The organism is Amycolatopsis sp. NPDC003731, assembly GCF_053586895.1.
Genome location: NZ_JBSFNC010000024.1, coordinates 57,315 through 83,936, shown reverse-complemented (window position 1 = coordinate 83,936; position 26,622 = coordinate 57,315). Strand labels below are relative to the sequence as shown.

The window sequence follows — 26,622 nt, the reverse complement described above, 5'->3', positions numbered from 1 at the left end:
GTGGGACCAGCACGGCACGCAGGGCCTCGTCGGTTGCCGCCACGGACCAGAGCTGGAGGGCCGCTCGGAACAAGGGGCCCGCAGGCTTTTGCCCCGTCAGATGAACGACCGGCCGTCCGGGCCCGCCGATGGTGCCGCTCGGACCAGGCCCACCGGTCCTGGTTGTGTCGAGCGGGAAGCGCGGACCGGCGACGGAACCCTAGGCACTACCGCCGTCCACCGTACTCCCGGCTCCGGACGCCCGCGGCCCGGCTGTTAGAGTGGTCGCTCGCTGCCCGTGCGGCATTCCGTCATGGAGGAAACCCGGTTTCACCGGGGCCACTTCAGCGCGGCGGCGATCTCACCGAGTGAAACAGGAGTTGCCCTATGGCCAACATCAAGTCGCAGATCAAGCGCATCACGACGAACGAGAAGGCGCGTCAGCGCAACCAGGCGATCCGGTCCTCGGTGAAGACCGCGATCCGCAAGGTCCGCGAAGCCGCCGAGGCCGGCGACAAGGCCAAGGCCGTCGAGCTGCAGCGCGACGCCGCCCAGAAGCTGGACAAGGCCGTCTCGAAGGGCGTCATCCACGCCAACCAGGCCGCCAACAAGAAGTCGGCGCTCGCCAAGCGCGTCAACGCGCTCTGATCTGGTTGATTTCTGAGAAGGCCCCGGCTTCGGCCGGGGCCTTCTTCATGTCACCCCTTGGCCGCGGCCACCTCGAGGACCGCTCGCTCCAGCGCGTAGCCCGGGTCCGCCGCCGCGCCCTTGACCTCGGCGTTCAGCCGCGCGACCACGCGCATCGCCGTCGCCAGGCCGTCCGGGTTCCAGCCGCGGGACTGGCCCTGCGCCTTGCGGATCTTCCACGGCGGCATGCCGAGCTCGCCCGCCAGCTGGTTCGGGTTGCCTCGGCCCGCGCCGGAGACCCGGGCGATCGTGCGGACCGCGTCGGCCAGCGCGTCCGCGACCAGGACGTGCGGGACACCCAGCTGCATCGCCCAGCGCAGTGACTCCAGCGCCGCCGAGCGGTCCCCGCTGACGGCCTTCTCCGCGACCGCGAACCCGGTGACGTCCGCGCGGCCCCGGTGGTAGCGGCGGACCGCGTCGGCGTCGACGGTCCCGCCCGTATCCGCGACCAGCTGCGTCGCCGCCGAGGAGAGTTCCCGCAGGTCGGAGCCCACAGCGTCGAGGAGGGCGGCCACCCCGGCCGGGTCGATCTTGCCGCCCACCCGGCGCACCTCGTGGCGCACGAACTGCTCCCGCTCGGCCGGCTTGGTCAGCTTCGGGCACTCGGTGACCTCGGCGCCGGCCTTCTTCAGCGCGGCCGGGAGCGACTTGCCGGCCTTGCTGCGGCCGCCGCCGGTGTGCACGACGACGAGCACGACCCCGTCCGCCGGGTCTTTCAGGTAGCTCGCGACGGCGTCGGCCAGCTCCTGCGAGATGTCCTGCGCCGACTCGAGGACGATCACCCGGCCCTCGCTGAACAGCGACGGGCTGACCAGTTCGGCCAGCTCGGGCGCTGTGAGATCGGACACCCGGACGCGGGTCAGCTCCGCGGTGGGGTCCGTCGCGCGGGCGGCGGCGAGCGTCTCGCGGACGGCCCGCTCGATCAGCAGTTCTTCCTCCCCCAGCACCAGCTGCAGCGGGGCCGGGGCGGTGGCTTGCGCGGTCACCCGGGAATCCTCTCACTTGCGCTCCGATGCCCCCGCTCCGGTGATGTCGGGCGGCCACCGTGGCACGGCGCGAGCGCGATGTCGTACGGTGTAGCCGAGGCAGCCCGCCCCGGACGATCCGGCGTGCGCGGCACCGACAACCGAATACCGCTCATCCAGAGGGGCAGAGGGAACGGCCCGACGAAGCCCCGGCAACCGGCGTACAGCCTGTCATCCCGCGATCGCGGGGTAGCTGACGACCACGGTGCCAATTCCGGCCCGCTTCGGCGGGGCAGATGAGGAAAGGAACCTCGCGATGACCGCCACCCTCGGCACGACCTCCACCACGAAGACCCCGGATCTCGGTCCCGCCGTCGAACTGGTGTCGAAGGAAGAGGGCCACCGGCAGCCGCTCGCCCCGGAATTCGTCTCCGCCGAAGACTTCTCGCCGCTCGAGGTCGCCTACGACTTCGGCCGCGTCCGCCGCGAGGACATCGAGGCCGGCCCCAAGAACATCTGGCGCTACAAGAAGCTCCTTCCGGTTCCGTCCAACGTCGAAGAGATCCCGAACACCGAACCGGGCGCGACGCGGCTGGTCCGCGCCGACCGCCTCGCCAAGGCACTCGGCCTCAAGCGCGTGTGGGTCAAGGACGACACCGGCAACCCGACGCACTCGTTCAAGGACCGCGTCGTCGCCGTCGCGCTGGCCGCCGCCCGCGAGTTCGGGTTCGAGGTGCTCGCGTGTCCGTCGACCGGCAACCTGGCCAACGCGACCGCCGCCGCCGCGGCCCGCGCCGGCTGGCGGTCGGTCGTGCTGATCCCGAAGACCCTCGAGCGCGCCAAGATCCTCACCACCGCGGTGTACGACGGTGACCTCCTCGCCATCGACGGCAATTACGACGACGTCAACCGCCTCGCCACCGAGCTCGCCGGCGAGCACCCGAAGTGGGCGTTCGTCAACGTGAACGTCCGGCCGTACTACTCGGAGGGCTCGAAGACGCTGGCCTTCGAGGTCGCCGAGCAGCTCGGCTGGCGCATCCCGCCGCAGATCGTCGTCCCGATCGCCTCCGGTTCGCAGCTGACCAAGGTGGACAAGGGTTTCCGCGAGCTGGGTCAGCTCGGTCTCGTGGACGCCAGCCCGTACAAGGTGTTCGGCGCGCAGGCCACCGGCTGCTCGCCGGTCTCGGCCGCGTTCCGCGAGGGCCACGACGTGGTCCAGCCGGTGAAGCCGGACACGATCGCCCGTTCGCTGGCGATCGGCAACCCGGCCGACGGCCCGTACGTGCTCGACATCGTCAACCGCACCGGCGGCGCGATCGAGGACGTCTCCGACGAAGAGGTCGTCGAGGGCATCCGCCTGCTCGCCCGCACCGAAGGCATCTTCACCGAGACGGCGGGCGGGGTCACCGTCGCCACGGCGAAGAAGCTGGTCGAGACGGGCAAGCTGGACCCGGACGCCGAGACGGTCCTGCTGATCACCGGCGACGGCCTCAAGACCCTCGACGCGATCGAGAACCACGTCGGTCCCAAGGCCACCCTGCCGCCCTCGGCCGCGGCCGTGAACGAGGCTCTCGGCTACTGAGCTCCGGCCGGGGCGGGCTTCGGGCCCGCCCCGGCACTCAGCGGTGCGGCGGGCCGCGCGGCTCGCCTCGCCGGACTATCGCCGTCCCGGTGACCACCGCGGTGTCGCCGTCCAGATCGGTGCGGGTGACTCGCGCGCCGAGCGCCACCAGCGTGTCCATTGTGGACTTGCTGGGGTGGCCGTACGTGTTTCCCGCCCCCACGCTGACCAACGCCACCCGCGGGGCCACCGCAGCGAGGAACGACGGCAGCGAGTAACGGCTGCCGTGATGGGGCACCTTCAGCACCTCCGCCTTCAGATCTCCGATGTCGGCCAGCAGGTCCGCCTGCGCGGCCAGTTCGACGTCGCCGGTCAGCAGGACCCGGCCGGCCGTGGTTTCCGCTCGGAGCACCACCGAGCTGTTGTTGATCGTCGTGCCGTCCTGTGGCCCGTCTTGCCGCGCCGGTACGTAACGGGGACCGAGGACGTCGAGCGCCAGGCCCGGCCAGTCCAGCCGCTCCCCCGGGCTCAGCTCGACCAGCGGCACTGCCCGCCGGCCGGCCTCGGCGGCGACCTGGCGCCACGCCCACCCCGGCGACCGCCCGGGGCCGACGGCGATCGCACCGACCGCGCGGCCGTCGAAGACCGAGGAGAGGCCGCCGATGTGGTCGGCGTGCAGGTGGCTCAGCACCAGCAACGGAACCCGGTCGACCGCCAGCCGGTGCAGGCACTCGTCGACCGGCCCCGGCTCGGGCCCGGCATCGACGACGACCGCGCGCCCCGGCTCGGCGGTCGCCAGCACGACCGCGTCGCCTTGGCCGACGTCGCACTCGACCATCGCCCAGTTCCGCGGCGGCCACGCCGGCGCCACCACCCGGACCGGCACGAACACCAGCAGCGCACCGGCGACGAGCACGGCCATCAGTACCCGCACCTTCCGGTGCCGGACCGCGAGCGCCAGCCCCGCCAGGACGGCGGCGGCCAGGAGACCGCCCACCCAGCCGCCGGGCCAGGCGATGACCGCGCCGGGAGCCCGGGCACCGTGCCGGGCCACCGCGATCAGCCACCGGGCCTCGGGGTCGGCCAGGTGCACCAGGAGTTTCCCGGCGCCCGGCCACCACGGACCGGTGATCGTCGCCAGCACGCCGAGTACCGTCGCCGGGGCCACGACGGGCGCGGCGAGGACGTTGGTCAGCACCGAAACCAGGCTCACCGACCCCGCCATGCCCGCGAGCACCGGCGCCGTCACCAGGAAGGCCGCCAGCGGGACGGCCAGCCCTTCCGCGAACCCCGGCGGGATCCCGCGGCGAACCAGGGCACCGGCCCAGCGCGGCGCGAGCAGGACCAGCCCGCCGGTGGCGCACACCGACAGGGCGAAGCCGAAGTCCGTGGCCATCGCCGGATCCGCCACTACCAGCAGGCACACCGCAAAGGCCAGCGCGGGCAGTGCCGAACCGCGGCGTCCCAGCGCCAGGGCCAGGAGTGCCACGGCCGCCATGACGCCGGCGCGCAGCACGCTCGGCTCCGGGCCGACCAGGACGAGGAACCCGGCCAGACACGCCCCGGCCGCGGCGGCCGACAGCCGGGGGCCGAGCCGGAGCAGGCGCAGCAGGAGCAGGACCGCCCCGCAGACGACGGCGAGGTTGCCGCCGCTGACCGCGGTGAGGTGCGCGAGGCCGGCGGCGACGAACTCCTGCTCGACGCGTGGGGACAACGCGCTCGTGTCGCCCAGCACCAGGCCCGGGAGGAGACCTGCGGGTTCGTCCGGCAGGACCTGGCACAGGTCGTGGAGCCCGGTGCGCAACTCGGCAGCAGCCCGCTGCCACCACGGTGACGGGCCCGGGTCGGACGGTGGGCCGCGTACGGACAGCACCGTGACGGTCAGGTCCGAGCCGCGCGGCGGCATCAGCAGGCCGGTCGCGGTCACCTCCTGCCCTGGTAGCAGGGACGTCCACTGCTCGACGGGGGCCAGCAGGAGGACGCGGCCGGACGAAGGAACCGGCCGTCCGTCGACCGAGGCGGTGCGGACGTCGGCCGCGAGGACGACCGACCGGGCGCCTGCTTGGCGGTCGGCGTATCCCGCGCTACGCACGGGTTTCGGGCGCTCGGCGACGATGACTCGCAATGCGGCCGGCAGGCCTTCTGCCGCGCGGAGCTCGTCGCGTTGGGCGTCGCGGATTCGCCAAGCGACCGGGCCGGCGGCGAGGAGGCCGAGGATGAGGAGGGCCGCTGCCGCGTCGCGCGCGCGGGGGTGGTTGCGGGCTCGCCACAGGACGAGGCCGGCGATCATTGTGGTGGCCAGGCCGGTCGCGACGGCCGTCCACCAGCCGAGCAGCAAGCCGGCCAGTGCTGCCAGCCAGCAGGCCGCTGCTGCCGGGACGAGCCGCATGTCCTGGCGGGTGTCGGTTGCTGGGAGGGTGGTCATTCTTGTGTCACCTCCTGCGTGACGGCGATCTTGGGCACACCGCTGGTGCGTGCTGTGGTGAACCGGGAGCGCGGTGCCGGGAAGGTGCTCATCCGACCGCCTCCTCGGGCGAGCGACCCCGCTTTCGTGAGGCGTGGGCGATCGGAAAGCGGTGTCCGCCGGGCCGCGAGCAGCTCACTTTGGTGGACGGAAGGGACTGCGGGCAGGACGGGCGACCAGGCACTGCTTGAAGGTGAGCCCACGCCGCAGAAATGGCGCACGCCTTCGAATGCCGGGAGAGTGCTCATCGGACTGCCACCTCCCGAAAGCATGCGAGCGGACCGCTTCCGAGAAGCACCGGCACCCGGCCCGCTGCACCCGCCGGTCCACGGGCGGTGCGGATTGGTCGACCGGCGCTGTCGATGCGGGTGAGCAGCGAGTCGCCGCTCGCAGGCGAGCCCACGCGACCGCGGAGCCGCACGCCCTGCCGAGTGCCGGCGACACGAGGCATCCGTAGGACTGCCATCTCGCAAGGGAGCGAGCGGACCGCTCCCGAAAGCACCGGCACCCGGCCCGCTGCACCCGCCGGTCCACGGGCGGTGCGGATTGGTCGACCGGCGCCGTGGATGCAGGTGAGCGCCGAGCCGCAGCCTGAGAACGAGCCCATGCGACCGGAGAGCCACACGCCCGGCCGGGTGCCGGCGACAGCAGGCACTCATCCGATCGCCCGCCCAAAAAAAGCGAGCGAGCCCGCGGATGACCGGCCTGCCGCATCCGGCCGCCCGTCGGCGGCTCGGCTTGGTGGACGAGACCAGCGACGCCGCGCTGGGGTGTGGGCAGGCGGCGAGTCGCTGGTTGAGGCCGGAGCCCGCGCCGCGGGTGGGCTGGGAGCCGGGTACGGAGAAGGTGGTCATCCGACCGTCACCTGGTCTCGCAATCGGGCGAACTTGCTCTCTCCGATGCCGTCGATGTCCCGCAGCTGCTCCACCTTCGTGAAGCCGCCGTGGTCTGTGCGCCACTGGACGATGCGCTTGGCCATCACCTCGCCCACTCCCGGGAGGGTGTCCAGCTGGGCGGCCGAGGCCGTGTTGAGGTCGACCTTTGCGCCGGGCGCCGGGGAGGCCGGGTCCTGGTCCGGGGGCGGTGGTGGTGCGGGAATCCCGACCGCCAGCTGCTCGCCGTCCGCTACCTTGCGGGCGAGGTTCAGGGTGGCCAGGTCCGCTCCCGGCTCGGGGCCGCCGGCCGCGCGCAGGACGTCCGCCACGCGGGCGCCCCGCGGCACCGTGACCAGGCCCGGGGACCGGACGCGGCCGATCACGCTGATCACCAGACCCGGCGGAGGTGCCGCACGCACCTCCGCCGCCGGTTTTGCGGTGGGCAGCGCGGGCGGGGGCTCCGGCGGCGGACCGCCGCCCGCCAGTGCGACCGCGCCCAGGATGATCGCCACCACTGCGGCGAGGACGCCGGCCAGTGCCCACCGGCGGCGGCCGGCCACGGCCGGTCCGCCCGGCAGCCAGCGCCGGATCAGCCGGCCGCCCGGGCCGACCGTGCTCGCATCGGGCGAGAGCTGGTCGGCCAGCCAGGAGAGCCGGTCGTTGACGGGTGAGCCCGGATCCCGGGCGGACTGCTCGAACACACGATCGACGTTAGGGGGCGTGGGGAGGGGTGCGACAGGGGTGGTGGGGCGTCCTGTGGACAACCGGGGTGTTGTGGATGGATTGCCGGTGGCGCGCCCGGGACCTGGTGTTTCAATCCTGCGGGAGTGTGGCGCGCGGGACCGTCCGCTGGACGACCACCCCCAGCACCCCGGGACCCGTGTGCGCCCCGATGACCGCGCCCAGCTCGGAAACCACGCACCCCGCCGAGCGCGGCACCGCCACTTCGAGCCGGTTCGCCAGCTCGACCGCCCGCTCCGGCGAGGCCAGGTGGTGGACCGCGAGCTCGACGTCGTCTTCGGCCGCTGCCTGGGCCGCCAGCTCGACCAGGCGCGCGACCGCCCGGTTCATCGTGCGGACCTTCTCCAGCGGCAGGATCCGGCCCTCGGACATGTGCAGGACCGGCTTCACCGCCAGCGCCGTGCCCAGCAGCGCCGCCGCCGGGCCGATCCGGCCGCCGCGGCGCAGGTGGTCCAAGGTCTCCACGACGAACAATGTCGACGAGCAGCCGGCCGCCGTCACCGCGGCGGCTTCGACGGCGGCCGCCGAAGCTCCCTCGCTGGCCGCGGCAGCGGCGTGCAGCGCCGCGAACCCGAGCCCCATCGCCGTGGTCCGCGAGTCGACGACGCGGACGCGGTCCGGCCCCACCTCTTGCGCCGCCAGCACCGCCGCTTCCCAGGTGCCCGACAGCTCGCGCGACAGGTGCACCGACACGATCGCGTCCGCGCCGTCGGCGAAGGCGGCCTGGTACTCCTTGACGAATTCGGTGGGCGTCGGCCGCGACGTCGTGACGATCTTCCGCTGCTTCATCGCCTCCGCGACCGCTGCCGGCCCGGTCTCGACGCCGTCGAGGGACACCACGCCGTCGACCAGGACGTGCAGGGGCACCACCCGGACCGCGTGCCGTTCGGCGAAGCCCTCCGGCAGGTGGGCGGTGGAATCCGTGACTACGGCGACCGACACGCCGTCAGCCTACGTGGCCGGGGGCCAGCACCGGCGCCATCAACACGGACATCGCGTCGCCCACCGCGGCGTGCCCCTTCCAGCCCCAGTGCATGCCGTCCGGATTGCCCTCGCCGCCGAGGACGTGCTCCCCCACCACGGCTTCGAGGTCCAGCAGCGGAACTCCGGCCCGAGCACCCCAGGCCGCCATGGCCGCCGCCGCGGCCGGGCGCGCCGTGTGCACGCCGCCGTAGGCCGCGGCGCGGTGGACCGACGGCAGCCAGCCGAAGATCGGCAGCTCCGGCCGCAGGACGCGCAGCGCGCCCACGGCGGTGTCGAGGTACTGCACGGTGAGCTTGGCCGGCAGCACCGCGGGCCGGCCGCGCAGCGCCACCGCCAGCCGCGGTTGCGCCGCGAGGTAAGCCTTCCGCACGACGCGCCGCACCGGGTCGGGCCGCAGGTAGCGCAGCCCGGTGCGCAGGTAGGTCGGCAACGGCGAGGGCAGCGTGTCCATGCTGCCGATCGCGAACACGACCGCGTCGACGTGGTGCAGGTCGGCCCAGACGCGCGGGTCGCCGGTCAGCGACCACCAGGCGTCCCGGGCGTTCCAGCCGATCCCCGCCACCAGGTCGGCGGTGCCACCGAGAGCGGCGGCCGCGACGTTGGGCCACAGCCGCGGCTCGTCGGCGGCGCAGGGTCCTTCGGGACCGTGAAAGCTCAGCGAATCGCCGAACACCAGCAGGCGCGGCCCCATCGGCTAGCCGTGCATCCCCGCGTTGTAGGCGTGCAGCCGCCACTTCCCGTCGCGACGCCCCAGCTCGACCCAGTGGCAGTTCGAGATGCCACCGAACGACGGCCAGGTGCCGACCGGCAGGTCCAGCAGCCGCGCGGTCAGCGCGATGATCAGCCCGCCGTGCGCGGCCAGCAGCACGGTTTCGCCCACCGCGGAATTGGCCTGCTGCAGGTCCGTGACGACCTCGACGGCGCGCTCGGCGACGTCGACCCGGCTCTCGCCGCCCGGCGGGGCCCAGGTCGCGTCGGTGCGCCAGCGGTCGCGTTCACCGGGGTAGGCCTTGTCGACCTGCTCGCCGGTGAGGCCCTGCCATTCGCCCAGGTGCGTCTCGCGCAGCCGCTTGTCGATCCGGAGGGGGACGCCGATGGCGTCGGTGAGCACGGTGGCGGTGTCGGTGGCCCGGCGCAGGTCGGAGGCGATGACGAGGTCCGGGGAGAAGCGGGCCAGTGCGGGCACCGCGAACCGGGCCTGGTTCCAGCCGCGCGGGGTCAGCGCCGAGTCGAGGTGACCCTGCATCCGCCCGACGGCGTTGTAGTCCGTCTCGCCGTGCCGCCAGAGCACCAGCCGCCGCGGGCTCACGGGACGTCCGGGTCCTCGTCGGCGGGTGGTTCCTCCAGGCCGGCCACCTCGATGCGCGGGCAGTCCTTCCACAGCCGCTCGAGGCCGTAGAACGTGCGCTCTTCGACGTGCTGGACGTGCACGACGACGTCGACGTAGTCGAGCAGGACCCAGCGCCCTTCGCGGGCGCCTTCGCGGCGGACCGGCTTGTGGCCGCTCTCCCGCAGTTTCTCCTCGACGTTGTCGACGATCGCGCCGACCAGGCGCTCGTTGGACGCGGAGGCGATGACGAAGGCGTCGGTGATGACGAGCTGTTCGGACACGTCCAGCACGACGACGTCGCTGGCCTTCTTGTCCGCCGCCGCGTGGGCGGCCGCTACGGCCAGCTCTCGAGCCTCGGACGTGGCTGCCACAGTGCTCCTTTTCCGGATCGGGTTCGCCCGAGAAGGGTACCCGCAGGCACCGGCGGTGGTTCAGTCGCTCTTCCGGTAAAGGTCCTTTTTGGCGATGTAGCGGACGACGCCGTCGGGCACGAGGTACCAGACCGGCTCCCCGCGCTCGACCCGATCGCGGCAGCCGGTGGACGAAATGGCCATCGCGGTGACCTCGACGAGGCTCACCTTGCCGCTGGGCAGGTGGTGGGAGTTGAGCCGGTAGCCGGGCCGCGTGACGCCGATGAAGTGCGCGAAGTCGAACAGCTCGTCGGCCTTGTGCCAGGTCAGGATCTGCTCGAGCGCGTCGGCGCCGGTGATGAAGAAGAGCTCGTCTTCGGGGTATTCGGCGTGCAGGTCGCGCAGCGTGTCGACGGTGTAGGTCGGGCCGCCGCGGTCGATGTCGACGCGGCTGACGGAGAAGACCGGGTTGGACGCGGTCGCGATCACCGTCATCAGGTAGCGGTCCTCGGCCTTGGTCACCTCGCGGGCGGTCTTCTGCCACGGCTGCCCGGTGGGGACGAAGATCACCTCGTCGAGCCCGAACCGGGACTGGACCTCGCTGGCCGCGACGAGGTGGCCGTGGTGCACGGGGTCGAAGGTGCCGCCCATGACCCCGATCCGCCGTGGTGACATGACCGGAGAGCCTATAAGGCCGGACGCCGGGAAGCCGGGTGCTCTTCGCCACCCCGCCCGACCGGGCAATAGGTGTGATTCAAGTCACATTACGCCTCGTATCGGTCGCAAACTCTCCGTTCGCGGCGCCGCCGATTCCCGTTCTGTCAGTGTCATGGGGTAGACGTGGGGACGTGGACACGACCAGCACCACCTCAGCCCTCCGCGACCGCGCCGAGACCCTCCTCCGGGCACTGGCCGGCGATGCGGCGAAGCTGCGCGAAGACCAATGGACGGCCATCGAGGCCTTGGTCGCGCAGCGGCGCCGCGCGCTGGTCGTGCAGCGCACCGGGTGGGGCAAGTCGGCGGTGTACTTCCTGGCCACGGCCCTGCTGCGCGAACAGGGCAGCGGGCCGACGGTGATCGTCTCGCCGTTGCTGGCGCTGATGCGCAACCAGATCTCGGCGGCGGCGCGCGCCGGGATCCACGCGGCGACGATGAACTCCGCGAACCCGCAGGAATGGGACCAGGTCCAGGCGTCGGTCGCGGCCGGCGAGGTGGACGTCCTGCTGGTCAGCCCCGAACGGCTGAACAACCCGGACTTCCGCGACAACGTGCTGCCGAAGCTGACCGCGAGCACCGGCTTGCTGGTGGTCGACGAGGCGCACTGCATTTCGGACTGGGGCCACGACTTCCGGCCGGACTACCGGCGGCTGCGCACGCTGCTCGGTGATCTCCCGGAAGGCGTGCCGGTCCTGGCGACGACGGCGACCGCGAACGACCGCGTGGTCACCGACGTCGCCGAGCAGCTGGGCCTCGGCACCGGCGCGGACACGCTGGTGCTGCGCGGCAGCCTCGACCGGGAAAGCCTGCGCCTGTCGGTGTGCCGGCTGCCGACGTCGCAGGCGCGGCTGGCCTGGCTCGCCGAGCACCTGGCCGAACTGCCCGGGTCCGGGATCATCTACACGCTGACCGTGGCGGCGGCGCACGACGTCGCGTCGCTGCTGAAGGACCGCGGCTACCCGGTGGCGGCCTACACCGGCAAGACCGACCCGGCCGACCGGCAGGCCGCCGAGGACGACCTGCTCGGCAACCGCGTCAAGGCCCTGGTCGCGACGTCCGCGCTGGGCATGGGGTTCGACAAGCCGGACCTCGGGTTCGTCGTGCACCTCGGCGCCCCGTCGTCGCCGATCGCCTACTACCAGCAGGTCGGCCGCGCCGGGCGTGGCGTGGAGCGGGCCGAGGTCGTGCTCCTGCCCGGCGAGGAGGACAAGGCGATCTGGGCGTACTTCGGGTCGCTGGCCTTCCCGGACGAGCTGCGGGTGACCCAGGTGCTGAACACCCTTTCCTACGCCGACCGTCCACTGTCGACGGCCGCGCTCGAGCCGTCGGTCGAGCTTTCCCGGTCCCGGCTGGAAATGGTGCTCAAGGTCCTGGACGTCGACGGTGCGGTCCGGCGCGTCAAGGGCGGCTGGACGAGCACGGGCGAGGACTGGCAGTACGACCGCGGGCGGTACCGGCGGGTCGCGGAGGCGCGCGACCGCGAGCAGGAGGCGATGCTCGGCTACCTCGCGACCGGCGGCTGCCGGATGGAATACCTGCGCCGCCAGCTCGACGACCCCGAAGCGGCGCCGTGCGGGCGGTGCGACAACTGCACCGGGCAGCATTGGGACACGGCGGTGGCGGACGAGGTCGTCGACGCGACCCGGGAGCGGTTGCAACGCCCGGGTGTCGAGGTCGCGCCACGGAAGCAGTGGCCCACCGGGATGTCCTCTTTGGACGTCCCGGTGTCCGGGCGGATCTCGGCCGACGACCAGGCCGAGCCCGGTCAGGTGCTCGGGCGGCTCACCGACGTCGGGTGGGGCAACCGGCTGCGGGAGCTCGTCGGGCCGCAGGCGGTGGACGCCGAGGTCCCGGATTCGGTGTTCCAGGCCTGCGTCCAGGTGCTCGCCGGCTGGCAGTGGGCGCAACGGCCGGTGGCGGTGGTGGCGGTGCCGTCGTCGACGCGGCCGCAGCTGGTCTACAGCCTGGCGACCCGGCTGGCCGAGATCGGCAGGCTGGACTTCCTCGGCGCGCTCGACGCGGACGGCCCGCCGCCGCGTCAGGCGAACAGCGCGCAGCGGCTGGCCGACCTGTGGCGGCGGCTGAGCATGCCGGCCGACCTGGCGGCGACGCTGCCGTCCGGGCCGGTGCTGCTGGTGGACGACGTCATCGACACCGGCTGGACGATGACGCTGGCCGCACGGCTGCTGCGACGGGCCGGGGCGCCCGCGGTACTCCCGTTCGCGCTGGCCAGCACGGCTTAGGAGAAGGGAGAGCGGTTGGAACCTTTCGCACTGCGAACGGATGTGGCAAAGTCCCGTTCCACCTTCGGGTGACGTGGAGGCCGCCATGACCGAATCCGCCGTCGAGGTGTCGCAGCGCCACCGGCTGCCGGTGCGCAAGCTGTTCGCCGCGAGCGCCGGGAACGCGCTGGAGTGGTTCGACTGGACGATCTACGCGACGTTCAGCATCTACTTCGCCAGTGCGTTCTTCCCGGCCGGGAACGACACGCTGGCCCTGATCAACACCTTCGCGACCTACGCGCTGGCGTTCTTCTTCCGGCCGCTCGGCGGCGTGCTGCTCGGGCGGTTCGCCGACACCCGCGGGCGGAAACCGGCCATGATCCTCACCATCCTGCTCATGGCGGGCGGGTCGGTGGCGATCGGGCTGCTGCCGACGTTCGCGCAGGTGGGCTGGCTCGCGCCGATCCTGCTGCTGCTCGCGCGCGTCGCCCAGGGGCTGTCGCTCGGCGGTGAGGTGTCGAACGCGTCGGCCTACCTGGGCGAGATCGCGCCTCCGGAGCGTCGCGGCCGGTACTCGGCGTTCTTCTACATCTCGACCGGCTCGGCGGTGCTCGTCGCGACCGTGCTCGGCTACGTGCTGGCCCGGACGCTGGACAAGGCACAGCTCGCGTCGTGGGGCTGGCGGCTGCCGTTCCTGCTGGGCGGCGTCTTCGGCCTGGTCGGGCTGTGGCTGCGCCGCAGCCTCGCCGAGACCGAGCTGTTCGAGCAGACGAAGACCAAGGCGCGCAAGATCGAGCGGCCGCTGCTGACGACCCTGACCCACCACCCCAAGGCGGTCGGCAGGCTCGTCGGCTTCACGATGCTGTCGACCCTCTGCTACTACACGTTCTTCAGCGCGCTCACGTCGTTCGCCGTGAAGAACCGGCACGCCGACGCCGATACCGTCTTCCTCGCCCTGTCCGTCGGCACGGCGTTGTTCATCGCGCTGCAGTACCCGCTCGGGGCGTTGTCGGACCGGTTCGGCCGGAAACCTCAGCTGCTCGTCTGGTCCGGGGCGACCGCGGTCGCCGTCGTGCCGCTGTCCACTTTGATCGGTCCGGGGGTCGGCGGGCTGCTCGTGGTGTTCTGCGTCGGGCTCGGGCTGTACACGGCGATGACGTCGATCGCGCCGGCCATCATGAGCGAGCTGTTCCCCACCGAACTGCGCGGGCTCGGCATCGGGGCCTGGTACAACCTGACCGTCGCGATCTTCGGTGGCACCGCTCCCCTGCTCATCACCCTGTTCGGCACGGTGTCGCAGACGCTCTACTTCTGGTACGTCGCCGTGGGCGCCGCGATCGCCTTCGCGGTCATCCTCACGCTCCCGGAAACCAAGGGCAGCGAGCTGCGGTAAACCCTTCGGCATCGGCCGCTCACGCTCGCTAGGGTGCGGGTTTCCGTGACCGAGCCGAAGGAGGGACACTGTGCAGCAGACCGCCGACGTTACCGAGGAGCTGGCGCGCCGCGTGGTGGCCGCCGCCGGCCGGGCACTCGACGTCGAACTGACGCCGGAGCAGGCGCTCGTCCAGGCGTCGCCACGCGACGGCGTCGACTTCCAGGCCAACCTCGCGATGAGCCTGGGCAAGCGGCTCGGCCGTCCGCCGCGCGAGGTGGCCGCGCTCATCGCCGGAGTGCTGGAACTCGACGGGATCGCCGATCCGCCGGACGTCGCCGGGCCGGGATTCCTGAACTTCGTGCTGCGCAAAGAGTGGCTCGAAGCGACGGCCGGCGGGTTGCTCGGCGATCCGCGTCTCGGCGTGCCGGAAACCACGGCGCCGCGGCGGATCGCGCTCGACTACAGCAGCCCGAACGTCGCCAAGGAGATGCACGTCGGGCACCTGCGCTCGTCCGTGATCGGCGACGCGCTCACCCGCCTGCTGCGGTTCGCCGGACACGAAGTGCTGCCGCACAACCACCTCGGCGACTGGGGCACGCCGTTCGGCATGCTCATCGAGCACCTTCTCGACGTCTCCGCCGGGCAACGCGCGATCGCCGACCTCGACGCCTTCTACCGCGAAGCGCGCCGGAAGTTCGACAGCGACGAAGCGTTCGCGACGCGGGCGCGCACCAGGGTCGTCAAGCTGCAGAGCGGCGACGAAGACACCCTTGCCGTCTGGCAGGAGCTCGTCGACGAGTCGACCCGGCACTTCAACGAGGTCTACGCGCTGCTCGGCATTTCCCTGACGGACAAGGACATCTACGGTGAGAGCTTCTACAACCCCTACCTCGCCTCGGTCGTAGACGACCTCGAAGAAGCCGGGCTGACGGAAGTCAGCGACGGCGCGATCTGCGTGTTCCCCGAAGGGTTCCGCAACCGCGAAGGCGACCGGCTGCCCCTGATCGTCCGCAAGCGCGACGGCGGCTACGGGTACGCCGCCACGGACCTGGCGACCGTCCGGTACTGGACGGCCGAGCGTGGCGCCACCGATCTGCTCTACGTCGTCGGGACACCGCAGGCGCAGCACTTCGCGATGCTGTTCGCCGCCTGCCGCGCGGCGGGCTGGCTGACCGGACACGCCGAGCACATCGGCTTCGGCACGGTGCTGGGCGCGGACGGCAAGGCCATGCGGACCCGGGCCGGCGAGACCGTCAAACTGGCCGACCTGCTCACCGAAGCCGTCACGCAGGCCGCGGCGGTGGTCGCCGAACGCAGTGAGCTCGGCGCCACGGGCCAGGCCGAAGTCGCGCGGGCGGTCGGCATCGGCGCGGTCAAGTACGCGGACCTGTCCGGCGACCGCGAGCGCGACTACGTCTTCGCCTGGGACCGGATGCTGGCCAAGGAGGGCAACACGTCGGTGTACCTCCAGTACGCGCACGCGCGGACGCAGTCGATCCTCCGGAAGGCGGGCGGCCTGCCCGACGGGACCGGAATCGAGCTCGAAGCACCGGCGGAACGCGCGCTGGCACTGAAGCTGCTCCGGTTCGGCGAAGCACTGAAGGCGGCGACAAGCGCGTACGCGCCGCACAAGCTCTGTACGTACCTGTACGAGACGGCGGTTGCCTTCTCGCGGTTCTTCGAGGAATGTCCGGTCTTGAAGGCGCCTTCGCCGTCACTGCGCGCGTCACGGCTGAGGTTGACTACGCTGACGTCGAACACGCTCGCGCTCGGGCTTTCCCTGCTCGGGATCGAAGCGCCCGACCAGCTCTAGCGGGAGACCACTGTGGAACTGCCCGGCGACCTGCTCACGCTGCTGCGCGGGCCCAGCCTCTGCTTTCTGTCGACGGTGATGCCGGACGGTTCGCCGCAGCTCACCCAGACCTGGGTGGACACCGACGGCACGCACATCCTCGTCAACACCGTGCTGGGCCACCAGAAGCAGCGCAACATCGCGCGCGACCCGCGGGTGGCGCTGAACGTCGCCGACCGTGAACGGCCGTCGCGCTACTACGCGATCCGCGGGCGGGTCCTGGACATGACCGAGGACGGCGCCGTCGAGCACATCGAAGAGCTTGCACAGCGTTACCTCGGCGGCCCGTACCCGTGGTGGGGCGGGCGCGACCAGACGCGGCTGCTGCTCACGATCAAAGCGGACCGGATCACGTCGTGATCATCGTCGCCGGCTGGCTCGCCGTGGCTCCCGACGACCGGGCCGCCTACCTGGACAGTTGCGCCGAAGCCGTCCGGCTCGCCCGGGAGGCGCCCGGTTGCCTGGAGTACGCGCTGGGCGCCGACCTGCTCGACCCCGGCCGGATCACGGTGTACGAGCGCTGGGCATCCGACGCGGACCTCGAACGGTTCCGCGGCTCCGGGCCGTCGGACGAGCAGACGGCGCGGATCCTGGAAGCGTCGGTGGCGCGCTACCGGATTTCGGCGGTCGAGGCGCCGTGATCCGCTAGCAGCGTCACCAGTTCGCCGGCCAGGCCGCGGCCGATCGGCTCCCGCGTCGCGAGGAGCCGGTACCAGAGCGTGCCGAACACGACGTCGACGACCGTGCCGGGCGCGACGCCCGCGGGCAGTTCGCCGCGCTCGCGGGCGCGGGCGACGATCGTGCCCAGCGCTTCGCGGCGGCGGTACAGGAAGTCCTCGCGGAACCGCTTGCCGAACTCCGGATCGAGCTGCGCCTGCGCCATCAGCGCCCGGAGGGTGTCCGCGACCTGGTTCTTCTCCCCCAGTTCGAACGTGCTGTCCAGGAAGTGCCCGAGATCGGCGCGGAAGGACCCTTCGTCGGGGATCGGGATCTGCAGGTCGGCCTTCGTCGCGAGCGCGTCGAGGAGGACGTCGGCCTTCGACGGCCACCAGCGGTAGATCGTCTGCTTGCCGACGCCGGAGCGCGCGGCGATGCCTTCGACGGTCAGGGTGCCGTAGCCCGCCTCCGCGACCAGGTCGAGCGTGGCGGCGAGGATCGCCAGCCGGCTCTGCTCACTGCGCTTGCGGCCGGGACGGGTCTGGTCGGTCATGGGATCCGATGGTAGCGTCGATTTCGAAACGAGACGTACCGGTTCGAAATGGGGAACAAGCATGAGCATCGCACTCGTCGCCGGCGGCACTTCGGGCATCGGCCTGGCGACCGCGCGGCGGCTGCACGAACGGGGGTACACCGTCCACGTCACCGGACGGGGGAAGGAGCGCTTGGACGACGTGGCCGCGAGTGACCCGTCGCTGACCGGGCACCAGGCGGACGGCGGCGACGCCACGGCGATGGGCGCACTGGCCTCGTCGCTGGGGACGGTCGACGTGTTGGTGGTGAGCCTGTCCGGCGTGGAGGGCATGGGGCCGATCGAGGCGCTGGACCTGGCGATGCTGCGGCGGGCGTTCGACGCGAAGTTCTGGGCGCACCTGACCACGGTCCAGGCGGTGCTGCCACACCTGGCCGCGGACGGGTCGATCACGCTGCTGAGCGCGATCACGGCTCGCGCGGCCATGGCGGGCACGGCCGGGATCGGCGCCCTGAACGCGGCGATCGAAGCGCTGGTCAAGCCGCTGGCGGTGGAACTGGCGCCGCGGCGGGTGAACGCGGTTTCGCCGGGGGTGGTGGACACGGCGTGGTGGAGCGGATTCCCGGCGGAGGTGCGGGAGGGGTTCTTCGCGCAGACGGCGGCTTCGATCCCGGCACGGCGCGTGGCGACGGCGGACGACGTGGCGGAGGTGGTGACGCTGGCGGCGACGAACCGGAATCTGACCGGAACGGTGCTGGAAGCCGACGGCGGTGCCCGGCTGGTCTCGCTCGGGTGATGGCGCTTTTCGGTGAAGGCGCCGGGTAGGGCGAGGACCGCGCGTGGAGGGGTGGGCGACGGGACCGCGAGCGCGGGGCGGCGGGGACTCGCCAGCGCCGCGCGATCGGCCGCGCGGGGCCGCTGGAGCCGGCGCCGCGCGGTCGGGGTGGCGGTCTCGTTGGCGATGGAGCCGGCGGGGGCGGCTTCTAGCGGCGCAGCGGGACCAGGTCGTCGGCGTGGACGACCTCTCGCCGCTGCTCCTCCGGCAGCTCCGGGGTCGACCGGCCGATCAGGTCCGGGAGTTCCGTGGCGTCGAAGGCGACCACTCCGCGGGCCACCGGGCGGTCCTTCGCGTCGACCAGGTCGACCACGTCGCCGGCCTGGAATTCGCCGTCCACGCCCGTGATGCCCGCCGCCAGCAGGGAGCGGCGGCGGCGGACCACCGCCGTCACCGCGCCGTCGTCGAGGCGGAGCTTGCCCGTCGTGTCCGCCGCGTAGCCCAGCCAGAAGCGGCGGGCCGACAGGCGGGTGTCCGCCGGGGCGAACGCCGTGCCCGGGGACGCCGATGTCAACGCCGCCGAGGCCTCCGAAGCCGCCGCCAGCAGGACCGGAATGCCCGCTCCCGCCGCCGTCCGGGCCGCCGCGAGCTTGGAGACCATGCCGCCCGTTCCCAGGCCCGAGCTGGACATGCCGACCGAGATTCCGTCCACATCGGACTCCGAGAGCACCTCGGTCAGCTTGCGGGTCGCGCCGCCGCGGGGATCTCCGTCGTACAGGCCGTCCACATCGGACAGCAAGATCAGCGCGTCGGCGCCGATCAGGTGGGCCACCAGGGCCGCCAGGCGGTCGTTGTCGCCGAAGCGGATTTCCTCGGTCGCCACCGTGTCGTTCTCGTTGACCACCGGGACCGCGCCCAACGCCAGCAGCCGCGAGAACGTGCGCTGTGCGTTGCGGTAGTGGGAACGGCGGACGACGTCATCGGACGTCAGCAGCACCTGGCCGACCGTCAGCGAATACCGGCCGAACGACTCGGCGTATGCGTGCGCCAGCTGCAGCTGCCCCACGCTCGCCGCCGCCTGCTGGGTCGCCAAGTCGCGGGGCCGCTTGCCCAGGGAAAGCGGGGCGAGGCCGGCGCCGATCGCGCCCGAGGACACCAGGACGATCTGGGCTTCCCGCGCGACGCGCTCGGCGATCGCGTCGACCAGCGCGTCCAGCCGGGCCACGTCGAGCCCGCTGCCGGCCGTCGTCAGCGCCGACGAGCCGACCTTGACGACCAGGCGCCGCGCCGCAGCGATGGCCTCGCGAGTGCCGCTCACGCGTCGAGGTCCAGCTCGTCGTCCTCCGAGTCCGAGCCGGCCCGCCGCACCCGGCGGGCTTCCTTGCGCTCGGCCGCGCCGACGCGGTCGGTGCGCTCCAGCCGGACGTCGGTGCCGCGCCCGGACAGGTGGACCGCCACCGAAGGCGTCGACGGCTCCCACTCGAACTGGACGTCGCCGATCGTGACCGGGCTCCCCGGCCGCGCGCCGAGCTTGGCCAGCTCGTCCTCGACGCCGAGGCGGTTGAGCCGGTCGGCGAGGTAGCCGACCGCCTCGTCGTTGCCGAAGTCGGTCTGGCGGATCCACCGCTCCGGACGGGCGCCACGGATGATGAACGCGCCCTCTTCCTCCGGGTCGACCTCGACGGTGAAGCCGGAGTCGTCGACGGCGAGCGGCCGCAGGACGATCTTCTCCGGCTCCAGCACCGGCTGCGCCTCGCGGTACTTCTCGACGATGGCGGCCAAGGCGAACGTCAGCTCGCGCAAGCCCTTGCGCGAGGCCGTCGAGACCTCGAACACCTGGAGACCGCGGGCTTCGAAGTCCGGGCGCACGAACTCGGCGAGCTCGGCCGCCTCCGGGACGTCGATCTTGTTCAGGACGACCACGCGCGGACGTTCTTCGAGCTTCCCGCCGAGGCTCGGCGTGTACTTGGCCAGCTCCGCCTCCAGCGCGTCCACATCGGACAGCGGGTCGCGGCCCGGCTCGAGGGTCGCGCAGTCGACGACGTGCACCAGCACCGCGCACCGCTCGATGTGGCGGAGGAAGTCCAGGCCCAGGCCCTTGCCCTCGGACGCGCCGGGGATGAGGCCGGGCACGTCGGCCATCGTGAACACCGTGTCGCCGCCGGTGATGACGCCGAGGTTCGGCACCAGCGTGGTGAACGGGTAGTCGGCGATCTTCGGCTTGGCCGCGGACAGCACCGAGATCAGCGACGACTTGCCGGCGGACGGGAACCCGAGGAGGCCGACGTCGGCGACCGAGCGCAGCTCCAGCGTCAGGCTGCGGGCCTCGCCCGGCTCGCCCAGCAGGGCGAACCCGGGGGCCTTGCGGGCCTTCGACGCGAGGGCCGCGTTGCCGAGCCCGCCGCGCCCGCCCTGGGCGGCGACGAATGTGGTGCCCGGGCCGATCAGGTCGGCGACCATCTCGCCGTCCTCGGTGAACACGACGGTGCCGGAGGGCACCTTCATCACCAGCGTCTCCCCCGCCGCGCCGGCGCGGTTGCTGCCCTGGCCCATCTTGCCGTTGCCGGCCTTGGCGTGCGGGCGGAAGTGGAAGTCGAGCAGGGTGTGCACGTTGGGGTCGACGACCAGCAGGACGTCGCCGCCGTTGCCGCCGTTGCCGCCGTCGGGGCCGCCGAGGGGCTTGAACTTCTCGCGGTGCACCGAGGCACAGCCGTTGCCCCCGTCACCGGCGGTCAGGTGGATGACCGCGCGGTCCACGAACCGGGACGCCATGACTCTGCCTCACTTCACTCAACGAACGGGGTACGAACAAAACAAACGAGGGGTGGCACCGGATATTCCGGCCCCACCCCTCGTCAGAGGTCTAGACAGAAGCCGAATCAGGCTTCCGACGGCACGATGTTGACCGTCTTGCGGCCACGCTTCTCGCCGAACTGGACCGCGCCGGCGGCCAGGGCGAACAGCGTGTCGTCGCCGCCACGGCCGACGTTCACGCCGGGGTGGAACTTGGTGCCGCGCTGGCGGATGAGGATCTCGCCCGCGTTGACCTCCTGGCCGCCGAAGCGCTTGACGCCGAGGCGCTGCGCGTTCGAGTCACGACCGTTGCGGGAGCTGGATGCACCCTTCTTGTGAGCCATAGCTCAGTCCTCTTTCTTACGAAGATCCGGAGAAACCCTTACAGGGAGATGGCGGTGACCTCGACGCGGGTCAGCTTCTGCCGGTGACCCTGGCGCTTGTGGTAGCCCGTCTTGTTCTTGAACTTGTGGATCCGGATCTTCGGACCCTTGGTCTGCTCGACGACCTTGCCGGTGACCGAGACCTTCGCCAGCGCGTCGGCGTCCGTGGTGACCTCGCCACCGTCGACGTACAAAACGGCGGGGAGGATGTGCTCGGTGCCCGGCTCGCCCTCGAGCTTCTCGACCTCGACGACGTCGCCGACGGCCACCTTGTACTGCTTGCCGCCGGTCTTGACGATCGCGTACGCCGACACGGAAGTCTCCTGCATTACTCGACAATGGGTGGGGGCTCCGCGCGATCGGCCCACCTGATGGAACGGCGGTCCTGGACTCGCGCAGGCGACCTGCTCTGGTGGCAGGCCGTACTACAGGTTACGTGGGGTGCCCCGGTGCGTTACCACCGGGGTCCCCCTAGTTGTTCACTTGCTCTGGTCGGAGGCGTGCACCGGCGGGCCCGCCGGCCGCGACGCCGCCCGGCGCGGACGGCGCCGGGTGGAGCGCACGGCCGGTTCGGGCACGCTGACGTCGGTGACCGGCTCTTCGGCCGGTTCCGGCGCCGAAGACCGCTCGACATCGGGTTCCTGCTCCTGCGGCACCGGGACCTCGTCGGCCTCGGTGGTCACCGGGGTGCCGGCGACCTCCTGGGCGGGCTCGGCGGGCGGCTCGGCCGCCACCGGCGTCTCGTCGGCCTCCGTGGTCGCCGGGACGTCCGCGACCTCCCTGGCCGGCTCCGGGACGGGCCCGTTGCCGTTCAGCGCGCCGTGGTCGTGCTCCTTGGCGGCCTTCGACGCGTTCGCCATCGCCGCCACCGCGGACGCGATCGACTCCCGCTGCTCCGGCGTCGGGACGGCGTGGACCTCGGCCTTGGCGGCTTCGGCCTGCTCCTTGGCGGCCTCCTCGCCCTTGCCGCGGCCCCGCGACCGGCGGGAGCTCTTCTCCCCGCCGCCGCCGTTGCCGCCACCGTTGCCGTTGCCGCCGCCGTGGGACTGCGCAGAGCCGCCGCTCGTGCGCTGCACCTCGGTCGAGACGAGCACGCCCCGGCCCTTGCAGTGCTCGCACGGCGTCGAGAACGCCTCCAGCAGGCCGGTGCCGATCTTCTTGCGCGTCATCTGCACCAGGCCGAGCGACGTGACCTCGGCGACCTGGTGGCGCGTGCGGTCGCGGCCGAGGCACTCGGTGAGGCGGCGCAGCACCAGCTCGCGGTTGGACTCGAGCACCATGTCGATGAAGTCGATGACGATGATGCCGCCGATGTCCCGCAGCCGGAGCTGGCGGACGATCTCCTCCGCCGACTCCAGGTTGTTGCGGGTCACCGTCTCCTCGAGGTTGCCACCCGAACCGGTGAACTTGCCGGTGTTGACGTCGATCACGGTCATCGCCTCGGTGCGGTCGATGACCAGGTAACCGCCGCTCGGCAGCCAGACCTTGCGGTCGAGCGCCTTGGTGATCTGCTCGTCGATCCGGTGGTCGGCGAACGCGCTGCCGGTGCCGGTGTAGCGCTTGAGGCGCTCGGTGAGCTCCGGGGCGACGTGGCTGACGTAGCCGTTGATCGTCTCCCAGGACCGGTTGCCCTGGATCTCCAGCTTGGTGAAGTCCTCGGTGAAGAGGTCACGCACGACCTTGACCAGCAGGTCCGGCTCTTCGTAGAGCATGGTCGGCGCGCCGCCCTTCTTGCCGGAACCGGCGGCGGCCTTCTCCTTGATGACGTCCCACTGCGCCTTCAGGCGGTCGACGTCGCGGCCCAGCTCCTCCTCGCCGATGCCCTCGGAGGCGGTGCGGATGATGACGCCCGCGTCCTCCGGGACGATCCGCTTGAGGATGTCCTTGAGCCGGCGGCGCTCGTTCTCCGGCAGCTTGCGGGAGATGCCGGTGGCGCCGCCCGCGGGGACGTACACGAGGAAGCGGCCGGGCAGCGAGATCTGCGTGGTCAGCCGGGCGCCCTTGTGCCCGACCGGGTCCTTGGTCACCTGGACCAGCACGGAGTCGCCGGTGGAGAGCGCCTGCTCGATCTTGCGGGCCTTGCCCTCCAGGCCGGCGGCGTCCCAGTCGACCTCGCCGGCGTAGAGCACGGCGTTGCGGCCGCGGCCGATGTCGATGAACGCGGCTTCCATGCTCGGCAGCACGTTCTGGACGCGGCCGAGGTAGACGTTGCCGACGATCGAGCCGGAGCCCGACTGCGTCACGAAGTGCTCGACGAGGACGCCGTCCTCGAGCACCGCGATCTGGGTGGAGTCGCCGTGCTCGGCGACGACCATCGTGCGCTCGACCGACTCCCGGCGGGCCAGGAACTCGGCCTCGGACAGGATCGGGGCGCGGCGGCGGCCCGCCTCGCGGCCGTCGCGGCGGCGCTGGCGCTTGGCTTCCAGCCGGGTCGACCCGCGGACGCTGCGCACCTCGTCGCGCGCCGGGCGCTCGGGCTGCTCGGCCTTCGCCTGCCGGACGTGGGTGACGGTGTTGGGCGGGTCGTCGGTGCTCTCGGCGGCGTCTTCGCCGTCCGAGCCCTTGCGGCGACGGCGACGACGCCGACGGCGGCTGCCGCCTTCACCCTCGTCCGCGTCGCTCTCGGCGTCCGCAGACGACTCGGCGGCGTCCTCGGCCTCTTCGGTGTCCGCTTCGGGCTTTTCGTCGCCGTTGCGAGCCTTGCGGCGCGGCTGCTCCTCGGCCTGGTCGTCCTCGGTTTCGGCGGTCTCGTCGCCGCCCTCGGCGCCCTTGCCACGGCCACGGCCGCGACGGCCCCGGCGGCGGCGACGGCGGCTGCCGGCGTCCTCGCCGTCCTCATCGGCGCCGGTGTCGGTGCCCGGCGTGGTGTCTTCGGTCTCTTCCTCGGCCACCTCGGGCTCGGGGCGCGACGGCGGCTCCGCGAACGGGTCGGCCGGCTTGCGGGCCGGCTTGGCGGCGGGCTCGGCCGGCTCCGGCGGCAGGAAGACCGGCGACGGTGCGGCGAACACCGGCAGGTGCGCGCGGGTCTTCTGGCGCGGCCGCGGCTTCTCGGCCTCGGCGACCGGCACCTCGGGCACCGGCGGGCGGGTCTCGGCGGGCTGGGCCGGCGCGACGGGCTCGGCCGCCGTGTCTTCCGTCTCACCGGTCTCGCCGGTCTCACCGGGCGCGAAGGCCTCGGCCACCTTGAGCGCCACTTCCCTGGTCACGCTCGACTGCGCGCTGCGCACGCTTTCGCCCAGCTCGGCGAGCTTCGCGAGGACGTCCCGGCTGTGCGACTCGAGCAGCTTGGCCAGCGCGTGCACCCGGATCCGGGCGGGCAGGTCGGCCAGCGGGCCGCCCGCGGGTGTGGCGGGATTCCCGCCGGTGTGCTCGGCGGGTGTTTCCGCGTTCGACATGTGTCTCCTCCGCCCCCGGGCGCGTCTGCCGGTTCGCACCGGCAGGGACGCGGCCGCGCAGGGGCCCCTTTCTGTTCGTTCCGCCGTGGTGGTCACCAGCGGCGGGAATCCTTGCCCGACAACCGGGCGCCGCACCACCGCTTCCGGTGGGGCGCAACCCGGCCAAAGGTCTGCTCGGCGGCGTGCTTGGCCAGGCTTGCGCGGCCCCCGGGCCGCCTGCCACGTCGTCCAGCCGCCCGGTTCGCGGGCGGCGACGCGCGTCACGCTGTTCATGCACATCACCGGGCCACAACGCCGCAGGCAGCACCTCTCACGTGCGCCCCGCGGCCCAGCGGCCACCCCGAGTATCCCACACCGGGTGACCACTCCGGTGTACTCGGTACCTCCCGCAGGCACCCGGGCGTGCCGTACCGGCCCACGGCCGGGGGAACTTCGCCCGAGCGCTTGTCCGCCGGGCGCCGTGTGGCTACGGTGCGGCTCGGGGTGACCGGGATCTCGCGCGCCGGCACCCGCGGTTCCTGCATCCGGTGGGAGGTCCGGTGTCCCTGCTGGCGCGGCCGCTGCGAGCGGCCGTGTGCACCGTCATGGTGCTTTCGGGATGCGTCACCGCCGGTCCGGCGGCGGCCGCCGAGTCCGGCTGCGCCCACGGCCGGGCCCTCCGCTACGTCGTCGCCTTCGACCGCGGCACCTCCGAGGCCGCGGCCCGGTCGGAAATCGACCGCGCCTGCGGAGCCACCACCGTGTACTACCCGCAGATCGCGGTCGCCGTCGCCACCTCCGGCGACCCGGGTTTCGGCGGGCGGATCGGGCTCGACCGGGCGTTCAGCGCGCAGGCCGAGCGGCTGGCCGCGCAGCGCGCCGCCGAAGTCAAGCCGCAGCCCGCGCGGGCCGCGCTGCCGGCCACCGACCCGGCGCGCGTCCCCGGCGCCGACCTGAGCGGGCAGCAGTGGGACATGCGGATGATCGGGGCGCCGGCCGACTTCGCGGGCCGCCGGGACGTCGTCGTCGGGGTGCTCGACTCCGGGATCGACCCGGACCACCCGGACCTGGGCGACGCCATCGACCGCGACGACTCCGCCGGCTGCCTGACGGGCGCGCCCGACCGGTCGCCGTCGGCGTGGGAGCCGACGACGTCGGTGCACGGGACGCACGTGGCGGGGATCATCGCGGCGGCCGACGACGGGCGCGGCGTGACGGGTGTGGCGCCCGGGGTGCGAGTGGCGTCGGTGAAGGTGATCGACGACCGCGGGTACGCCGCCCCGGAGGCCGCGGTGTGCGGGCTGATGTGGGCGGCCGCGCGGCACATGCGGGTGACGAACAGCAGCTTCTTCGTCAACCCGTGGTCGCTGTCGTGCATCCGCGGCAACGACCGTGAAGTCGTGCACGAGGTGCTGGCCCGGGCGGTGGAGTACAGCACGTCGGCGGGGACGTTGAACGTGGCGGCGGCGACGAACGAGGCCGTCGACCTGACGCCGTCGGCGCGGTCGGGGGCGCGGGGCGCGAGCAGCGGGTGCGAAGCCCTGCCGGCCGGGCTGCGGGACGTCGTCGCGGTGTCGGCCGTCGGCGCGGACCGGGTGAAGGCGGGGTACAGCTCGTACGGGCTGGGCGTGATCGACGTCACCGCGCCGGGCGGCGAGAAGGGCGAGTGCGTGCTGTCGACGGTGCCGGGCGGATACGCGCCGCTGTGCGGGACGTCGATGGCGGCACCGCACGTGACCGGGGTGCTGGCGCTGCTGGCGTCCGCATCGGAGGAGGCCGGCCCCCGCCAGCTGCGGCGGACGATGGAGGCGCAGGCGATGCCGATGCCGTGCCCGGCCGACTACGACCTGACCGGGGACGGGCTTCAGGACGCGTACTGCGCCGGGTACGAGGGGTACAACGGGTTCTACGGGCACGGCATGGTGCGTGTTCCGGCTCCCGCTGCCGCGCCGGGTGGGCAGCCTGACCAGGCTCGGTGACGCTGCCCGGCGGTGATCGGGCGGGCC

General features: G+C 72.5%; 23 protein-coding genes and 1 riboswitch. Of the genes, 9 read left to right on the top strand and 14 right to left on the bottom strand.

Features of this window, described 5'->3' with window-relative positions; all coding sequences use genetic code 11:
• Positions 1–366: 366 nt before the first annotated feature.
• Positions 367–627, top strand: coding sequence for a 30S ribosomal protein S20 (rpsT, locus tag ACWDN5_RS13190; RefSeq protein WP_013228460.1), 261 nt, complete (start codon positions 367–369; stop codon positions 625–627).
• Positions 628–677: 50 nt separating this feature from the next.
• Here rpsT and holA read toward each other — a convergent pair whose 3' ends face one another.
• A complete protein-coding gene (holA, locus tag ACWDN5_RS13185; RefSeq protein WP_449676445.1) occupies positions 678–1,652 on the bottom strand; it encodes a DNA polymerase III subunit delta in 975 nt (324 codons plus the stop codon).
• Between the two features lie 148 nt (positions 1,653–1,800).
• Positions 1,801–1,934, top strand: a riboswitch (SAM riboswitch).
• Between the two features lie 13 nt (positions 1,935–1,947).
• On the opposite strand from holA, the gene thrC reads away from it, so the two are divergent.
• Positions 1,948–3,213 carry a threonine synthase gene (gene thrC / locus ACWDN5_RS13180; RefSeq protein ID WP_310972354.1) on the top strand — a complete coding sequence of 422 codons (1,266 nt, stop codon included), beginning with the start codon at positions 1,948–1,950 and terminating at the stop codon, positions 3,211–3,213.
• Between the two features lie 37 nt (positions 3,214–3,250).
• On the opposite strand, the gene ACWDN5_RS13175 is transcribed toward thrC, so the two are convergent.
• From ACWDN5_RS13175 to nadD, 7 genes are all read right to left on the bottom strand, one after another.
• Positions 3,251–5,617 carry a ComEC/Rec2 family competence protein gene (locus tag ACWDN5_RS13175; RefSeq protein WP_449676444.1) on the bottom strand — a complete coding sequence of 789 codons (2,367 nt, stop codon included), beginning with the start codon at positions 5,615–5,617 and terminating at the stop codon, positions 3,251–3,253.
• A gap of 889 nt (positions 5,618–6,506) precedes the next feature.
• Positions 6,507–7,232 carry a helix-hairpin-helix domain-containing protein gene (locus ACWDN5_RS13170; RefSeq protein ID WP_449676443.1) on the bottom strand — a complete coding sequence of 242 codons (726 nt, stop codon included), beginning with the start codon at positions 7,230–7,232 and terminating at the stop codon, positions 6,507–6,509.
• Positions 7,233–7,344: 112 nt separating this feature from the next.
• Positions 7,345–8,214, bottom strand: coding sequence for a DegV family protein (locus ACWDN5_RS13165; RefSeq protein WP_310972349.1), 870 nt, complete (start codon positions 8,212–8,214; stop codon positions 7,345–7,347).
• 4 nt (positions 8,215–8,218) lie between these two features.
• Positions 8,219–8,947 (bottom strand): diglucosylglycerate octanoyltransferase, encoded by a 729-nt coding sequence (gene octT / locus ACWDN5_RS13160; protein ID WP_449676442.1) that lies wholly within the window; start codon positions 8,945–8,947, stop codon positions 8,219–8,221.
• A 3-nt stretch (positions 8,948–8,950) separates the two neighbouring features.
• Positions 8,951–9,565, bottom strand: a complete 615-nt coding sequence (locus ACWDN5_RS13155) for a histidine phosphatase family protein (protein WP_449676441.1) — start codon at positions 9,563–9,565, stop codon at positions 8,951–8,953.
• Positions 9,562–9,957 (bottom strand): ribosome silencing factor, encoded by a 396-nt coding sequence (gene rsfS, locus ACWDN5_RS13150; protein WP_003067112.1) that lies wholly within the window; start codon positions 9,955–9,957, stop codon positions 9,562–9,564. Before rsfS ends, ACWDN5_RS13155 begins: the two co-directional genes overlap by 4 nt.
• A gap of 60 nt (positions 9,958–10,017) precedes the next feature.
• Entirely contained in the window at positions 10,018–10,587 is a 570-nt protein-coding gene (gene nadD / locus ACWDN5_RS13145) for a nicotinate-nucleotide adenylyltransferase (RefSeq protein ID WP_242547171.1), read from the bottom strand.
• 197 nt (positions 10,588–10,784) lie between these two features.
• Here nadD and ACWDN5_RS13140 point away from each other — a divergent pair, with 197 nt between their 5' ends.
• The 5 genes from ACWDN5_RS13140 (at position 10,785) to ACWDN5_RS13120 (ending at position 16,743) form a co-directional block, all read left to right on the top strand.
• Positions 10,785–12,896, top strand: coding sequence for a RecQ family ATP-dependent DNA helicase (locus ACWDN5_RS13140; RefSeq protein ID WP_449676440.1), 2,112 nt, complete (start codon positions 10,785–10,787; stop codon positions 12,894–12,896).
• An 85-nt stretch (positions 12,897–12,981) separates the two neighbouring features.
• The gene (locus tag ACWDN5_RS13135; RefSeq protein WP_310972341.1) at positions 12,982–14,268 is read left to right on the top strand and encodes an MFS transporter; all 1,287 of its coding nucleotides are present in this window, start codon (positions 12,982–12,984) and stop codon (positions 14,266–14,268) included.
• Between the two features lie 70 nt (positions 14,269–14,338).
• A complete protein-coding gene (gene argS, locus ACWDN5_RS13130; RefSeq protein ID WP_449676439.1) occupies positions 14,339–16,063 on the top strand; it encodes an arginine--tRNA ligase in 1,725 nt (574 codons plus the stop codon).
• Positions 16,064–16,075: 12 nt separating this feature from the next.
• On the top strand, positions 16,076–16,462 hold the full coding sequence (locus ACWDN5_RS13125) for a PPOX class F420-dependent oxidoreductase (protein WP_310972339.1): 387 nt from the start codon (positions 16,076–16,078) through the stop codon (positions 16,460–16,462).
• Positions 16,459–16,743 (top strand): putative quinol monooxygenase, encoded by a 285-nt coding sequence (locus ACWDN5_RS13120; protein WP_449676438.1) that lies wholly within the window; start codon positions 16,459–16,461, stop codon positions 16,741–16,743. Before ACWDN5_RS13125 ends, ACWDN5_RS13120 begins: the two co-directional genes overlap by 4 nt.
• On the opposite strand, the gene ACWDN5_RS13115 is transcribed toward ACWDN5_RS13120, so the two are convergent.
• Positions 16,713–17,312, bottom strand: a complete 600-nt coding sequence (locus tag ACWDN5_RS13115; RefSeq protein ID WP_449676437.1) for a TetR/AcrR family transcriptional regulator — start codon at positions 17,310–17,312, stop codon at positions 16,713–16,715. The two genes, ACWDN5_RS13120 and ACWDN5_RS13115, sit on opposite strands and share 31 nt — an antisense overlap.
• 61 nt (positions 17,313–17,373) lie before the next feature.
• On the opposite strand from ACWDN5_RS13115, the gene ACWDN5_RS13110 reads away from it, so the two are divergent.
• Positions 17,374–18,087 (top strand): SDR family oxidoreductase, encoded by a 714-nt coding sequence (locus ACWDN5_RS13110; RefSeq protein WP_310972335.1) that lies wholly within the window; start codon positions 17,374–17,376, stop codon positions 18,085–18,087.
• Between the two features lie 187 nt (positions 18,088–18,274).
• On the opposite strand, the gene proB is transcribed toward ACWDN5_RS13110, so the two are convergent.
• The 5 genes from proB to ACWDN5_RS13085 all read right to left on the bottom strand — a co-directional run bounded on the left by proB (position 18,275) and on the right by ACWDN5_RS13085 (position 24,637).
• On the bottom strand, positions 18,275–19,384 hold the full coding sequence (gene proB, locus ACWDN5_RS13105; RefSeq protein WP_449676436.1) for a glutamate 5-kinase: 1,110 nt from the start codon (positions 19,382–19,384) through the stop codon (positions 18,275–18,277).
• Complete coding sequence (gene obgE / locus ACWDN5_RS13100) at positions 19,381–20,838, bottom strand: GTPase ObgE (protein ID WP_310972333.1); 1,458 nt, start codon at positions 20,836–20,838, stop codon at positions 19,381–19,383. The genes proB and obgE overlap by 4 nt, the downstream gene beginning before the upstream one ends.
• A 107-nt stretch (positions 20,839–20,945) precedes the next feature.
• On the bottom strand, positions 20,946–21,203 hold the full coding sequence (gene rpmA / locus ACWDN5_RS13095) for a 50S ribosomal protein L27 (protein ID WP_086846674.1): 258 nt from the start codon (positions 21,201–21,203) through the stop codon (positions 20,946–20,948).
• A gap of 38 nt (positions 21,204–21,241) precedes the next feature.
• A complete protein-coding gene (gene rplU / locus ACWDN5_RS13090) occupies positions 21,242–21,556 on the bottom strand; it encodes a 50S ribosomal protein L21 (RefSeq protein WP_086678418.1) in 315 nt (104 codons plus the stop codon).
• 165 nt (positions 21,557–21,721) lie between these two features.
• Positions 21,722–24,637: a translation initiation factor IF-2 N-terminal domain-containing protein gene (locus ACWDN5_RS13085; protein WP_449676435.1), complete on the bottom strand. Its 2,916-nt coding sequence runs from the start codon at positions 24,635–24,637 to the stop codon at positions 21,722–21,724.
• Positions 24,638–25,176: 539 nt separating this feature from the next.
• Here ACWDN5_RS13085 and ACWDN5_RS13080 point away from each other — a divergent pair.
• Positions 25,177–26,595: a S8 family peptidase gene (locus tag ACWDN5_RS13080; protein WP_449676434.1), complete on the top strand. Its 1,419-nt coding sequence runs from the start codon at positions 25,177–25,179 to the stop codon at positions 26,593–26,595.
• The last annotated feature ends 27 nt before the right edge of the window (positions 26,596–26,622 follow it).